General features: G+C 41.0%; 9 protein-coding genes, 2 tRNA genes and 3 rRNA genes. 5 read left to right on the top strand and 9 right to left on the bottom strand.

Going from position 1 to position 14,769, the window contains the following annotated elements:
• The 7 genes from rrf to J580_RS22325 all read right to left on the bottom strand — a co-directional run.
• Window positions 1-99: ribosomal RNA gene (gene rrf, locus J580_RS22355) — 5S ribosomal RNA — on the bottom strand; the annotation flags it as partial.
• Window positions 100-285: 186 nt separating this feature from the next.
• Window positions 286-3,176 (bottom strand): 23S ribosomal RNA (locus J580_RS22350).
• A 352-nt stretch (window positions 3,177-3,528) separates the two neighbouring features.
• Window positions 3,529-3,604 (bottom strand) — tRNA-Ala (locus tag J580_RS22345).
• Between the two features lie 55 nt (window positions 3,605-3,659).
• Window positions 3,660-3,736 (bottom strand) — tRNA-Ile (locus tag J580_RS22340).
• Between the two features lie 59 nt (window positions 3,737-3,795).
• Window positions 3,796-5,333: ribosomal RNA gene (locus J580_RS22335) — 16S ribosomal RNA — on the bottom strand.
• Window positions 5,334-5,724: 391 nt separating this feature from the next.
• Entirely contained in the window at window positions 5,725-6,282 is a 558-nt protein-coding gene (locus J580_RS22330; RefSeq protein ID WP_032006010.1) for a peptidylprolyl isomerase, read from the bottom strand.
• A 157-nt stretch (window positions 6,283-6,439) separates the two neighbouring features.
• Window positions 6,440-7,510: an alpha/beta hydrolase gene (locus J580_RS22325; RefSeq protein ID WP_032006008.1), complete on the bottom strand. Its 1,071-nt coding sequence runs from the start codon at window positions 7,508-7,510 to the stop codon at window positions 6,440-6,442.
• Between the two features lie 210 nt (window positions 7,511-7,720).
• Here J580_RS22325 and J580_RS22320 point away from each other — a divergent pair, with 210 nt between their 5' ends.
• Window positions 7,721-8,038 (top strand): hypothetical protein, encoded by a 318-nt coding sequence (locus J580_RS22320; RefSeq protein WP_032006006.1) that lies wholly within the window; start codon window positions 7,721-7,723, stop codon window positions 8,036-8,038.
• 169 nt (window positions 8,039-8,207) lie between these two features.
• Here the strand turns inward: J580_RS22320 and J580_RS22315 are convergent, their stop codons facing one another.
• Window positions 8,208-8,438 (bottom strand): hypothetical protein, encoded by a 231-nt coding sequence (locus tag J580_RS22315; RefSeq protein WP_000733015.1) that lies wholly within the window; start codon window positions 8,436-8,438, stop codon window positions 8,208-8,210.
• A gap of 391 nt (window positions 8,439-8,829) precedes the next feature.
• Window positions 8,830-9,696: an MBL fold metallo-hydrolase gene (locus tag J580_RS22310; RefSeq protein ID WP_032006004.1), complete on the bottom strand. Its 867-nt coding sequence runs from the start codon at window positions 9,694-9,696 to the stop codon at window positions 8,830-8,832.
• Between the two features lie 107 nt (window positions 9,697-9,803).
• Between J580_RS22310 and J580_RS22305 the strand changes: the two genes are divergently transcribed.
• From J580_RS22305 to J580_RS22290, 4 genes are all read left to right on the top strand, one after another.
• On the top strand, window positions 9,804-10,697 hold the full coding sequence (locus tag J580_RS22305) for a LysR family transcriptional regulator (RefSeq protein WP_032006002.1): 894 nt from the start codon (window positions 9,804-9,806) through the stop codon (window positions 10,695-10,697).
• A gap of 162 nt (window positions 10,698-10,859) precedes the next feature.
• The gene (grpE, locus tag J580_RS22300; protein ID WP_032006000.1) at window positions 10,860-11,414 is read left to right on the top strand and encodes a nucleotide exchange factor GrpE; all 555 of its coding nucleotides are present in this window, start codon (window positions 10,860-10,862) and stop codon (window positions 11,412-11,414) included.
• 118 nt (window positions 11,415-11,532) lie between these two features.
• A complete protein-coding gene (gene dnaK / locus J580_RS22295) occupies window positions 11,533-13,473 on the top strand; it encodes a molecular chaperone DnaK (RefSeq protein ID WP_002115449.1) in 1,941 nt (646 codons plus the stop codon).
• Between the two features lie 331 nt (window positions 13,474-13,804).
• A complete protein-coding gene (locus J580_RS22290; protein ID WP_032005998.1) occupies window positions 13,805-14,710 on the top strand; it encodes a matrixin family metalloprotease in 906 nt (301 codons plus the stop codon).
• Window positions 14,711-14,769 lie beyond the last annotated feature (59 nt).

Here is a 14,769-nt window from a genome sequence, read left to right as displayed (position 1 = left end):
CTCTCACATGGGTAACCCCACACTACCATCAGCGCTAAGAGGTTTCACTTCTGAGTTCGGGAAGGGATCAGGTGGTTCACTCTTGCTATGGTCGCCAGCACAACTGGTATGGATACTTGCTTCGTTTTATTCACTGTGTGATACGTTGCGTTTTCCAAATCTTTACAGATGGGCTGATTGGTCTGATTTTTCGTTGTTCATTTTAGCTAAGTGTTTAACTAAATCAAGTTGCTTTGCATGTTTATGAATCGATTGATGCTTCATATACAACTGCTTGGGTGTTGTATAGTCAAGCCTCACGAGCAATTAGTATTGGTCAGCTTCACATATCACTATGCTTCCACATCCAACCTATCAACGTCCTAGTCTCGAACGGCTCTTTAGAGGAATAAATTCCTAGGGAAATCTTATCTTGAGGTAGGCTTCCCGCTTAGATGCTTTCAGCGGTTATCCCTTCCGAACATAGCTACCCGGCGATGCGACTGGCGTCACAACCGGTACACCAGAGGTTCGTCCACTCTGGTCCTCTCGTACTAGGAGCAGATCCTCTCAAATTTCCAGCGCCCACGGTAGATAGGGACCGAACTGTCTCACGACGTTCTAAACCCAGCTCGCGTACCTCTTTAAATGGCGAACAGCCATACCCTTGGGACCTGCTTCAGCCCCAGGATGAGATGAGCCGACATCGAGGTGCCAAACACCGCCGTCGATATGAACTCTTGGGCGGTATCAGCCTGTTATCCCCAGAGTACCTTTTATCCGTTGAGCGATGGCCCTTCCATACAGAACCACCGGATCACTAAGACCTACTTTCGTACCTGCTCGACTTGTGGGTCTCGCAGTTAAGCGCGCTTTTGCCTTTATACTCTACGCGTGATTTCCGACCACGCTGAGCGCACCTTCGTACTCCTCCGTTACTCTTTAGGAGGAGACCGCCCCAGTCAAACTACCCACCAGACACGGTCCTCGTCCCGGATAACGGGACAGAGTTAGAACCTCAACATTACCAGGGTGGTATTTCAAGGACGGCTCCATTGGAACTAGCGTTCCAACTTCAAAGCCTCCCACCTATCCTACACAAGTAAGGTCAAAGTTCAGTGTCAAGCTGCAGTAAAGGTTCACGGGGTCTTTCCGTCTAGCCGCGGGTACACTGCATCTTCACAGCGATTTCGATTTCACTGAGCCTCTGCTGGAGACAGCGCCGCCATCATTATGCCATTCGTGCAGGTCGGAACTTACCCGACAAGGAATTTCGCTACCTTAGGACCGTTATAGTTACGGCCGCCGTTTACTGGGGCTTCGATCAAGAGCTTCGCTTACGCTAACCCCATCAATTAACCTTCCAGCACCGGGCAGGCATCACACCCTATACGTCCACTTTCGTGTTTGCAGAGTGCTATGTTTTTAATAAACAGTTGCAGCGGCCTGGTTTCTGCGGCTGTCGTCAGCTCAGGAAGCAAGTTCCATCACCAACAACAGCGTACCTTCTCCCGAAGTTACGGTACCATTTTGCCTAGTTCCTTCAGCAGAGTTCTCTCAAGCGCCTTGGTCTACTCGACCTGACCACCTGTGTCGGTTTCGGGTACGATTCCTGTGTAACTGAAGCTTAGAGACTTTTCCTGGAAGCATGGTATCAGCCACTTCACTGTACAAGTACAGCTTGCTATCGGATCTCAGTATAGAGTACCCCGGATTTGCCTAAGATACATACCTACATCCTTCCACCTGGACAACCAACGCCAGGCTGACTTAACCTTCTCCGTCCTCTCATCGCATTACACAGAAGTATTGGAATATTAACCAATTTCCCATCGACTACGCCTTTCGGCCTCGCCTTAGGGGTCGACTCACCCAGCCCCGATTAACGTTGGACTGGAACCCTTGGTCTTTCGGCGAACGGGTTTTTCACCCGTTTTGTCGTTACTCACGTCAGCATTCGCACTTCTGATACCTCCAGCATACTTCTCAATACACCTTCATCGGCTTACAGAACGCTCCCCTACCACTTGACTAATGTCAAATCCGCAGCTTCGGCACATAGTTTTAGCCCCGTTACATCTTCCGCGCAGGCCGACTCGACTAGTGAGCTATTACGCTTTCTTTAAAGGGTGGCTGCTTCTAAGCCAACCTCCTAGCTGTCTATGCCTTCCCACATCGTTTCCCACTTAACTATGATTTTGGGGCCTTAGCTGGCGGTCTGGATTGTTTTCCTCTTGACTACGGACGTTAGCACCCGCAGTCTGTCTCCCGGATAGTACTCATAGGTATTCGGAGTTTGCATCGGTTTGGTAAGTCGGGATGACCCCCTAGCCGAAACAGTGCTCTACCCCCTATGGTATTCGTCCGAGGCGCTACCTAAATAGCTTTCGGGGAGAACCAGCTATCACCAGGCTTGATTAGCCTTTCACCCCTATCCACAAGTCATCCCCTGGCTTTTCAACGACAGTGGGTTCGGTCCTCCAGTTAGTGTTACCCAACCTTCAACCTGCTCATGGATAGATCGCCTGGTTTCGGGTCTATACCCAGCAACTAAACGCCCTATTAAGACTCGATTTCTCTACGGCTCCCCTATACGGTTAACCTCGCTACTGAATATAAGTCGCTGACCCATTATACAAAAGGTACGCAGTCACACCACGAAGGTGCTCCCACTGCTTGTATGCATGCGGTTTCAGGATCTATTTCACTCCCCTCACAGGGGTTCTTTTCGCCTTTCCCTCACGGTACTGGTTCACTATCGGTCAGTCAGGAGTATTTAGCCTTGGAGGATGGTCCCCCCATATTCAGACAAGGTTTCACGTGCCTCGCCCTACTCGTCATCATTATGTGTGCCCTTTCGTGTACGGGAATATCACCCTCTACGTTCGCACTTCCCAGAGCGTTCCACTAAAACACACATAACTTAATGGGCTGATCCCCGTTCGCTCGCCGCTACTGAGGGAATCTCAATTGATTTCTTTTCCTAAGGGTACTGAGATGTTTCACTTCCCCTCGTTCGCCTTGCAACACTATGTATTCATGTTGCAATACCTACCTTAAAGTAGGTGGGTTCCCCCATTCAGAAATCTCCGGATCAAAGGATATTTGCCGCCTCCCCGGAGCTTTTCGCAGGCTATCACGTCTTTCATCGCCTCTGACTGCCAAGGCATCCACCACATGCACTTAATTACTTGACTATACAACCCCAAACAGTCGTCAACACCTACAAGTGAGTGTTGTCCGTGCGATTCTTCATCGCTACTATCTGTTGCCTGTGTACTTAAACACTGTACAGCTTCAATCTAAATTCATATACCAAAACGCTTGATTCAGTTAATTTGCTAGTTCTCAATTCATCTAGATTAATTGCTTAATCTAAACTCTTGAGTGAACAATTTATTTCAGACTCAATTTTGCCAATCTGTTAATGAATAAACACGCCTTCGTCAGGTCATGCTTAATACCGTGATACTTAAATCACAGAAGTTAATAAACCAAGACCAAAATCTCTATTTACTAATTTCTGTAATCCGAACTTCTCTTAAGTTCTGGTGGAGACTAGGAGAGTCGAACTCCTGACCTCCTGCGTGCAAAGCAGGCGCTCTACCAACTAAGCTAAGTCCCCAGCTTACATCATCAGTCATGTATCTTTTATCTATAACTTCAACCAGTCAAAGTCATGGTGGGTCTGACAAGACTTGAACTTGTGACCCCACGCTTATCAAGCGTGTGCTCTAACCAACTGAGCTACAGACCCTCAGATACATCTATGAAGAACAACTTGTTGTGGATTCTTACCAATCGTCAATCTTTCGTTAAGGAGGTGATCCAGCCGCAGGTTCCCCTACGGCTACCTTGTTACGACTTCACCCCAGTCATCGGCCACACCGTGGTAACCGCCCTCTTTGCAGTTAGGCTAGCTACTTCTGGTGCAACAAACTCCCATGGTGTGACGGGCGGTGTGTACAAGGCCCGGGAACGTATTCACCGCGGCATTCTGATCCGCGATTACTAGCGATTCCGACTTCATGGAGTCGAGTTGCAGACTCCAATCCGGACTACGATCGGCTTTTTGAGATTAGCATCCTATCGCTAGGTAGCAACCCTTTGTACCGACCATTGTAGCACGTGTGTAGCCCTGGCCGTAAGGGCCATGATGACTTGACGTCGTCCCCGCCTTCCTCCAGTTTGTCACTGGCAGTATCCTTAAAGTTCCCGACATTACTCGCTGGCAAATAAGGAAAAGGGTTGCGCTCGTTGCGGGACTTAACCCAACATCTCACGACACGAGCTGACGACAGCCATGCAGCACCTGTATGTAAGTTCCCGAAGGCACCAATCCATCTCTGGAAAGTTCTTACTATGTCAAGGCCAGGTAAGGTTCTTCGCGTTGCATCGAATTAAACCACATGCTCCACCGCTTGTGCGGGCCCCCGTCAATTCATTTGAGTTTTAGTCTTGCGACCGTACTCCCCAGGCGGTCTACTTATCGCGTTAGCTGCGCCACTAAAGCCTCAAAGGCCCCAACGGCTAGTAGACATCGTTTACGGCATGGACTACCAGGGTATCTAATCCTGTTTGCTCCCCATGCTTTCGCACCTCAGCGTCAGTGTTAGGCCAGATGGCTGCCTTCGCCATCGGTATTCCTCCAGATCTCTACGCATTTCACCGCTACACCTGGAATTCTACCATCCTCTCCCACACTCTAGCTAACCAGTATCGAATGCAATTCCCAAGTTAAGCTCGGGGATTTCACATTTGACTTAATTAGCCGCCTACGCGCGCTTTACGCCCAGTAAATCCGATTAACGCTTGCACCCTCTGTATTACCGCGGCTGCTGGCACAGAGTTAGCCGGTGCTTATTCTGCGAGTAACGTCCACTATCTCTAGGTATTAACTAAAGTAGCCTCCTCCTCGCTTAAAGTGCTTTACAACCATAAGGCCTTCTTCACACACGCGGCATGGCTGGATCAGGCTTGCGCCCATTGTCCAATATTCCCCACTGCTGCCTCCCGTAGGAGTCTGGGCCGTGTCTCAGTCCCAGTGTGGCGGATCATCCTCTCAGACCCGCTACAGATCGTCGCCTTGGTAGGCCTTTACCCCACCAACTAGCTAATCCGACTTAGGCTCATCTATTAGCGCAAGGTCCGAAGATCCCCTGCTTTCTCCCGTAGGACGTATGCGGTATTAGCATTCCTTTCGAAATGTTGTCCCCCACTAATAGGCAGATTCCTAAGCATTACTCACCCGTCCGCCGCTAAGATCAGTAGCAAGCTACCTCTCTCCGCTCGACTTGCATGTGTTAAGCCTGCCGCCAGCGTTCAATCTGAGCCATGATCAAACTCTTCAGTTAAAATCATTTTGCACCTTATTTAAAGACAAGGTGCCAATTCTGGCTCATCAATTACTGACTTAAATTTCGCTCAAATAAACTTCGAGTAATTTAAACCAATCAATCAATGAAAATTATTTCGATTAATCAATCAGTAAAAATCCACACAAGTTGTTCTTCAATTCTCTTAATGATTTTTCTGCTCTTCGTCAGAGACAGAATTCAACGCAACACCAAGCTTTCATCTTAACCCTGTAAGCTAAGATATTCTCGTGTATCGCGTCGGGATGAGTGCATTATAGGGAAAAAAAACTGGTACGCAAGCACTTTTATAAATATGTACGTTCGACCGGTTCTTTTTCAGCCAAAAAAACTCTCAAAAACAAACAAATATCTGATTTATATAGTTAATTTATTTTTGAAGAGTTTTAAACTTTATATCTACTATCTTTATAGACTGTTTTGGTACGTTTTGATGCATGCCATAGTTTGATGTAGGGACCTGAACAATACGGTCAACCACTTCCATTCCTTTAATTACTTTTCCAAAAACTGCGTAACCCGCATTACCCGCAGAACGATTTAAAAAATTATTATCTGCAACGTTTATGAAAAACTGACTAGTAGCTGAGTCAGGATTTGCAGTACGAGCCATCGCCAACGTTCCGCGTGTGTTAGCAATTCCATTTCCAGCTTCATTTTTGATAGGTGCTCGCGTAGTCTTTTCCTGCATATTTGCAGTAAGTCCACCGCCCTGCACCATAAAACCAGGAATTACGCGGTGAAATATCGTATCTTTATAAAAGCCTGACTTTATATAGTCTTTAAAATTCTTCACACTGTTTGGTGCTTTATCATCATAAAGTTGTATTTCAACATTACCCAAATTCGTTTGCATTTCAACTAAGGTGTCAGCCCATACTGAATGACTGCTTATACCTAAACAACATAACATTAATAATTTTTTCATATCTTCCTACAACAAAATGCCAAACTTAATAAATGATAAATTTAATCATCTATATAAAAGAATTCTAGTGAGTATTTATTATCTTTTATTTAGTACTTTATATTTTAGATTTGAGTATTAGTCCACGTTCCACGTGAAACATGGACTAAGCTTTTGTTTAACTATTTTTATCCCAGAACTTTCTGAAGTTTTTACTGATCTCGATGGTATAGCGTTTTGCCTTTTTCGAAATAGGTGTCAAGTTTATAAAACCGTGGGTTTGATCCGGATATTCTTCATAATGCATTTTGACGCCATTTTGTCTTAACTTATAGCTATAAATTTTCGCTTCATCATGCAATACGTCATGACCAGCCGTAATCACAAAAGCTGGTGGATTCTTTTTCAAATTACCATAGGTTGGAGAAATAATTGGATCATCTAATTCTACATTATGCTGAGTTGCATAATATTGGGTAACATAATTGATATCATTATCTGTTAAAACCAATCCTTCATTATAGGCATAGAAAGAAGGATGTCGGCTTTTAAAATCAACTGTAGGGTAAATGAGAAGCTGTGCTTGTGGAGCATAAGGTTTGTTTACTGATCGTTGAGCCACAACCGTACTAATATTGCCGCCTGCACTATCCCCTGCTACAGCAATACGATTTTTTAATATTTTTAGTTGTCTGCGATTTTGATATACCCAAGCTAATGCATCTTCACATGATTGGATTAAATGTTGAGGTGAGACCTCAGGTGCAAGTGGATAATCAATACTGAGTACTTGTACTTTTGCATATTTTGCCAATATACGACAAACCTCATCATGAGTATCTAAACCACCTACAACGAACCCTCCCCCGTGATAGAAAACAATCAGAGGTAATTTTTTATTCGGTGACGGATGATAGTGTCTTGCGAAAACAGTTCCACTTTGAAGCGGCAAACGAATGTCTTCCACTGACTCAATTTCAGTTGATTTCTGGCGTATAGCCAACATTTGTGTATCAAACTGCCGTCTAGACTCAATAGGATCTGAACCAATGAAACCAATACGTCCCTGTTTAATTTGTACGGCCATCATACATTTAGTAAACGAATCGAGCTCCGGGTATTGGTAGGCATATCCAAGGATTTTGGCAAGTGATTCTTGAGCTAATCGAGGTAACTTATCAAGAGCTCGAGCAGCAGGCCCTTGGCCCTTATCTAGCAATGTTTGAATTTTTTGATTAAATGCTGTCATGCCTATCTCCATGAATTCCTCTTATCCTTCATATTTTCTACAGAATTCTTTGTTGTTTGACTATATTCGCATACAACTCATGTAATCAAGATACAAAGGTAAAAACCAATCTACGCTAATCTGATTTATAGCAAATGTCATTAACAAATCTGTCGTTTAAAACAGGACTTTTTTGCCAATTATTGTTAACAGACAAAAGGAGATTGTGCTATGTCAGCAAAACTAGTTGTTACTTTATTAGCAACCAGTCTTTTAACTGTAGGTTGTGTTGCTTATACAGATGATCCTTATTACCGCGGTGGTTATGGTTACCATGATCATGATGATGACCGCTATGATGGACGTCGCTATAGTGACTGGGAACGAAAACGTTGGGAAGAGCGTAAGAGAATATACGAACAACAACGTAAGGATGCTCGCGAACAGGATAGAAATCGTCGTGAGTGGGAAAAAAGACACCGTGAATGGGAGAAGAAAAGATTAGAAGATCGTGATCACAATCATAGAGATTATCATGATGATGACTAAAATCTATTGGAATATGGAAGCCCCAAAGAAAAAATCTCTTGGGGCTTTTTTGTTGAGAAATCCACATTCTCTTGACTATAGAATAATGAGTAGCAGCTCATTTCATATATAAATCGGCATCTTGAATATATGTACTCTATAATCTTTTAACTGTTCTTATCGCTAAGAATTACTGAGCAGTTGCAGAACCTGAAACAGAACCAGAAGCACCAGCATCAACTTGACCTGGTTGTGCTTGACCAGAAACACCAGCATCTACACCAACACCAGCTTGTACGCCAGATGGGCTAGCGCTAGTTTGAGCTGAACCTGATGCATTTAAGCCAGCTTCAGATGCACAACCAACAGCTGTAAAAGCAACACCAGCAAGTACTACAGAGATAAGACCTAATTTTTTCATAATCACTTTCCTTTCATTACGACAAACATTTAAATGCAAAGTTCATCTTCGCGCTGCCTATAATTCACAATTTTTTTTTCTGGCGTGCGTATCATTGGTTGTCTTTTGTAGTAATAGAAGTACAAATTGTGCAATTTTTTATTAAAACCTCTTCCTTAGCCCCACCTCTACCTTTTATATAGAAGCTATAACTTAAGCTTTTGTTTATTTTTATCAATTTCTAATTTTTATCTTAGCCTTTTACTCTCGTTAAAAATTTTCTCTTCATAGAAACGCTATATAAGGTGCGTAGAATGTTACACAAACTTTTTACTTGAAAATGCCTTATTTCATAAAAAAAGCCGAGGATAGACCACGGCTTTTTTAAAAATTTATAGTGTTTCGATTCAAATTATGGCCATTGCATCTCGCCTTTTACAACTTTTGCACCTAGCTCTAGGCTATCTACACTCTTTAATGTTGGATATTGTTTCTGCATGAGCTGACTTAGCTCACTCGCATTTTTACTTACTTTGACCGCTTTCTCATAGCTCTTGAGATAGTCGATAGAGAAGTTAACCGCATCCAAACCTTGTGGAGCCCCCTCAACCATATGAGCTGGAACAACTGTTTGAGGTTGGAGTGATTTAATAGTTTCTAAAGCTTGAATCACTTCATTGCGATCTTTAACTTTTGGTGTATCTGCCATCCATAAATGAATACCTGAAGAGACAGGAATACCGCCTACAACTGCTTTTGAAGAAGGAATCCATAAATAAGTAAGTTCTTTCTTACCTTTAATCTCGATTGACTCATTCTCTAGTTTTAAAGTTCTAGCGGTATAAGCTTGAGGCACAATAATTTGGCTAGGCGCATTTGCACCCATTTGTGGGCCCCAGTATTTTACTTTAAGCGCTTGAGTATCTTGGATATGTTTAACAGTTTCTGGTGTTGCAATGATTTGTACATTTGGGAAGTATTGTTTAAATACATCTAAGCCAAAGTAATAGTCCGGATCGCCATAACTTACGAAAATTGTCTTTAGTGTTTTACCGCTATCGAGAATATCGGCAGCAATACGTAATGCTTCAGATTTTGAGAATTGTGCATTCACCAACAGAACTTCTTTATCGCCTTCAATTAAAGTAGAAGTCACGCCGAAATGTTCGGGTTTAGCCAGAAAACTTTGGATCTTCAAATCTTGCGCAAAAGCAGAGGAAGCTACCGTTAAAGCAGTGGCAGTTGCTAGGGCTGAAGCAGTTAATTTAAAAAATTTCATTATATATTCTCCAAATTCATGAGAAATACTTTAAATTGCAATTCTTGTAAGGTAAATGCACTAAATTAAGATAAACTGTTGCATATATTGTAACAATGATAAAGTATATGGACACATTAAAAGCCATACACGTCTTTGTTTCTATTGCTCAACATGGCAATTTAACCAAAGCCGCCGAACATCTAAATTATTCCCGTGCGATGGTTTCTCGCTATCTTGAGCACCTTGAGCACACCTTCTCAACTCGACTATTTCAAAGAAATACACGAAAAATATCTCTCACTCCAGCAGGCGAAAAAGCCCTACTCTACTGCGAGAATATTTTACAACAACAGCAACTTTTACAAGAGTTAGCCGCACCCGAACAACATAACGGTACGATTCGCTTTACCTGTGGTTTATTTTTATTTCAATTAGGGGTTGGGGAATGTATTCGCCAATTTAAACAGCAACATCCACATATTCAATTTGATGTATATCTGACTGAAAATACGATGGACTTAATTGATGCTCAGGTCGATTTAGCCTTACGTATAACGCAAAAAGTTGCCGATGGTTTAATTGCACGACCTGTTTGTCAAATCGAGTCTGTATTCTGTGCTCATCCTGATTATTTAAAGCAACACAGCCCCCTCTCCCATCCACGGCAACTTATTCAACATGAATGTTTAGCTCACCATAGCCAACATCAATTTTGGACACTTTTTGATACTGAACAGCAACCTCAGAATTATCCTTTGAACGTCACCTTTAAAAGTAATGATGTAAATGCTGTTTATGACATGTGTGTACATGCTCAAGGTGTGGCAATGTTACCGACTTTATTAGTTAAAAAAGATTTAAAAGAAAAACGATTGGTGCCTTTATTTAAAAACTATTCGGCTCCCGAATTAAGTTTGTCGGTAGTATATGCTTCAAGACAACATTTACCCAAAATAACTCAGGAATTTATTGCTTTTATGATCGAAAATTTAGATTTTTACTTAAAACCGCAAAATTAAAAGTTTTAAATTGCCGTGTACGCTTGAATTTTTAGGCAATGCCCATACTTCATCCCTATTAATGAATTACAGCATATGCATGGCAGTTCAGGTTTTACCCAGTAAATGCTGATGCCAAAAGGACTGTACATGTTTAAAAACCCATTTAAACGGAGATCATCAATGGCTAATGAGCAAAATGAGCAAGCTCAAGACATTCAAGACGAGCAAGCAGAGCAATCTAATGAGCAAACTCAGGCTGAAGGTGTAGAGCAAGCAAACGACGTTACCGTTGAATCTTTACAAGCGCAAATCACCAAATTAGAAGAAAGCCTAAAACTTGAAAAAGCACGTACTGCAAATGCAGTTTACGAAGCACAAAAAAGTGTAGAGCGTATTCAACGTGAGTCTGACAAGCATAAAGAGACTGTGCTTGAAAAATTTGCAAAAGAGTTACTAGATTCTGTTGATAATTTAGAGCGTGCAATTCAAGCGGCTGGTGATGAAGAAACACCAGTACTTGAAGGTATTAAACTGACCTTGAAGTCGCTGTTAACCACACTTGAAAAATTTGGTGTTGTAGAAGCTGATACGAAAAATGGCTTCAATGCGGATTTACATCAAGCTGTAGGTATTGACCCAAATGCTAAAGCGAATGAAATCGGTAGCGTTTTACAAAAGGGCTATACGTTAAATGGTCGCTTATTGCGCCCTGCTATGGTTATGGTTGGTCAATAAATAATTTTTTCAGAGTTTTTAGATTTTTTTTCGCTAAAACGCTTGAAAAAAATAGATTCACTCTCATATCGGATAACAAGCAAAAACATTGCAAAAGAATTTTTGAGGAAAACGTCACATGGCAAAAATTATTGGTATTGACTTAGGTACTACCAACTCATGCGTTGCTGTACTTGAAGGCGATAAAGTAAAAGTAATCGAAAACGCTGAAGGCGCACGTACAACTCCATCGATCATTGCTTATAAAGATGGCGAGATCTTAGTAGGTCAAAGTGCTAAGCGTCAGGCAGTAACTAACCCGAAAAATACATTATTCGCTATCAAGCGTTTAATCGGTCGTCGTTATGAAGATCAAGCGGTACAAAAAGATATCGGTCTTGTACCTTATAAAATCATCAAAGCAGACAATGGCGATGCTTGGGTTGAAGTAAACGATAAAAAATTAGCGCCTCAACAGGTTTCTGCTGAAATCTTGAAAAAGATGAAGAAAACTGCAGAAGACTATTTAGGTGAAACAGTTACTGAAGCAGTTATTACTGTTCCTGCTTACTTTAACGATGCTCAACGTCAAGCAACTAAAGATGCGGGTAAAATCGCTGGTTTAGACGTTAAACGTATCATTAACGAACCAACTGCTGCTGCACTTGCGTTTGGTATGGACAAAAAAGAAGGCGACCGTAAAGTTGCAGTTTACGACTTAGGTGGTGGTACTTTTGACGTATCAATCATTGAAATCGCAGACCTTGATGGCGACCAACAAATCGAAGTGTTATCAACAAACGGTGATACTTTCCTTGGTGGTGAAGACTTTGATAACGCCTTAATTGAATTCTTAGTTGAAGAATTTAAGAAAGAACAAAGTGTGAACTTGAAAAATGATCCACTTGCGTTACAACGTTTGAAAGAAGCTGCTGAAAAAGCAAAAATCGAGCTTTCTTCATCAAATGCAACTGAAATCAACCTTCCATACATCACTGCTGATGCAACTGGTCCTAAACACTTAGTGATCAATGTAACACGTGCGAAACTTGAAGGTTTAGTTGCTGATTTAGTTGCTCGCACTATTGAGCCTTGTAAAATCGCACTTAAAGATGCTGGTCTTTCGACTTCAGACATCTCTGACGTGATCTTGGTTGGTGGTCAGTCTCGTATGCCACTTGTACAACAAAAAGTACAAGAATTCTTTGGCAAAGAGCCACGTAAAGACGTGAACCCTGACGAAGCAGTTGCAATCGGTGCTGCGATTCAAGGTGCTGTATTGTCTGGTGACAAAACTGACGTTCTTTTATTAGACGTAACACCATTAACTTTAGGTATTGAAACAATGGGTGGTGTATTAACACCAATCATTGAGAAAAACACGACGATTCCTGCGAAGAAATCACAAGTGTTCTCTACTGCTGCTGACAACCAGCCTGCTGTAGACATTTCAGTTTACCAAGGTGAACGTAAGATGGCTCAACAAAACAAATTGTTGGGTAACTTCCAATTAGGCGACATTCCACCTGCTCCACGTGGTGTGCCACAAATTGAAGTATCTTTCGACATCAATGCTGATGGTATCTTGAAAGTATCTGCTAAAGATAAGAGCACTGGTAAAGAGCAATCGATCCAGATTAAAGCGAACTCAGGTTTGTCTGATGCTGAAATTGAAGCAATGATTAAAGATGCTGAAGCGAATGCTGAAGAAGATCGTAAGTTTGAAGAACTTGCAAAAGCGCGTAACGAAGCTGATGCATTAATTTCAAGCTCGAACAAAGCTGTTAAAGATCTTGGTGATAAAGTTACTGAAGATGAAAAAACAGCTGTAAGCACTGCCGTTTCTGAACTTGAAGCAGCAACAAAAGAAAATGATGTAGAAGATATCAAAGCAAAAACTGAAGCTTTACAAAACATCTTGATGCCTATCACTCAACGTGCTTATGAACAAGCGCAACAAGCTGGTGGTGCTGAAGGCTTTGATCCAAATGCATTCCAAGGTGGTGATGCGGGTCAACAAAAAGCAGATGATGGTGTTGTAGACGCTGAGTTCACTGAAGTTAAAGATGACAAAAAATAATTTGTTTCTTTAATAAAAAAACCGTGCTTAGGCGCGGTTTTTTATTGTTTACAAAAAGTAACAATAAGTTTTTTAATGATATTATTCAAATATTTCTGTCAGAAATATCAATTATAAAAACTAAATATTTAATTTTAAATAATATTTTTTTGTTAAAAAACCACTGTTATTTACTACATTAATTATTTGATTATTGCCAAGTCTGAGAACATCTTTTTTAATTTTTCGACGAATATCACAAACGCTACCTAATCTATTGAGATTTTTATCATTTTGACGAATTAAATTAAGTAGCTAACAATAAGATTTATTTATATTTTTTTATTTTGCCATGAAAAAATTTCTATGGTGGGGATTGAGCTTATGCTTATGCATGGGCTTACAAACAACACTTTTTGCTCAAAGCAATCTGCCAATTAATTCATCTCATCAGCCTTTAAAATACCGAATTGCTTTTATTGATCCTCGATTTCAACTCACTAAAGAACAATTAGTTGAGGTAAGCCAACAAGCTGCTGAAATCTGGCAAAAAGAAACTGGGAAGATCTATTTTATTTATGATTCACAGGCTCAATTGTCAATTAACTTAATCTATGATGATCATCAAATGCTTAAAGATGAACAACAAAACAATTTGGATGCACTTTTGCAAAAGCAGGAAGCTTGGCGCATTAAAAATGAAGAAATTGTTCTAAACAAACAGCAAGTTGCTCAACTATCAAGTGATTTAAACAAGAATAAGGCCAATCTAAAAGCGGAGTTTGAACAATATCAACAAGAGGTAACGCGCTTTAATCAAGGAGAACAGCTGTACTCTAGTGCCAATAATTTAAAAGAATGGCAAAAACAACTAGAGCAAAAATCGGAATATTTACGAAATGAATCCAATAGTCTAAATATTAAGATTCAATCACTTAACTTAAAAATTAAAGAGCTAAATCGAGAGCAAAGTGATTTAAGCGCTTTAAAAACACAATTCAAACTAGAGCAGAAAACGAGTATTCAACCCTTCCATAAAGGTTTATTCAGTCAAAACCAAATCCAGATTTACGGCTATGCTTCTTTAAATGACTTACGTTTGACCCTTGCTCATGAGTTCGGCCATGCATTAGGACTAAAACATACTACTGATCCTAAATCATTAATGTATCCACGATTAAAAGAGCAAGATATTCATAACTTTAAATTAACAGATTCAGATTTAGATTTATTAGGTTCAATTTATAGACCAAATTAAGGAAAAATCGTTAAAGTTAAATGATTAAAAAAACTAAATAAAACGAAATATATTAAATT

Origin of the sequence: Acinetobacter sp. 1542444 (assembly GCF_000581835.1) — a bacterium.
GTDB classification, from domain to species: Bacteria; Pseudomonadota; Gammaproteobacteria; order Pseudomonadales; family Moraxellaceae; genus Acinetobacter; species Acinetobacter pittii.
Note: the sequence above shows the minus strand (reverse complement) of the source record. Positions and strands in the feature narration are given on the sequence as shown.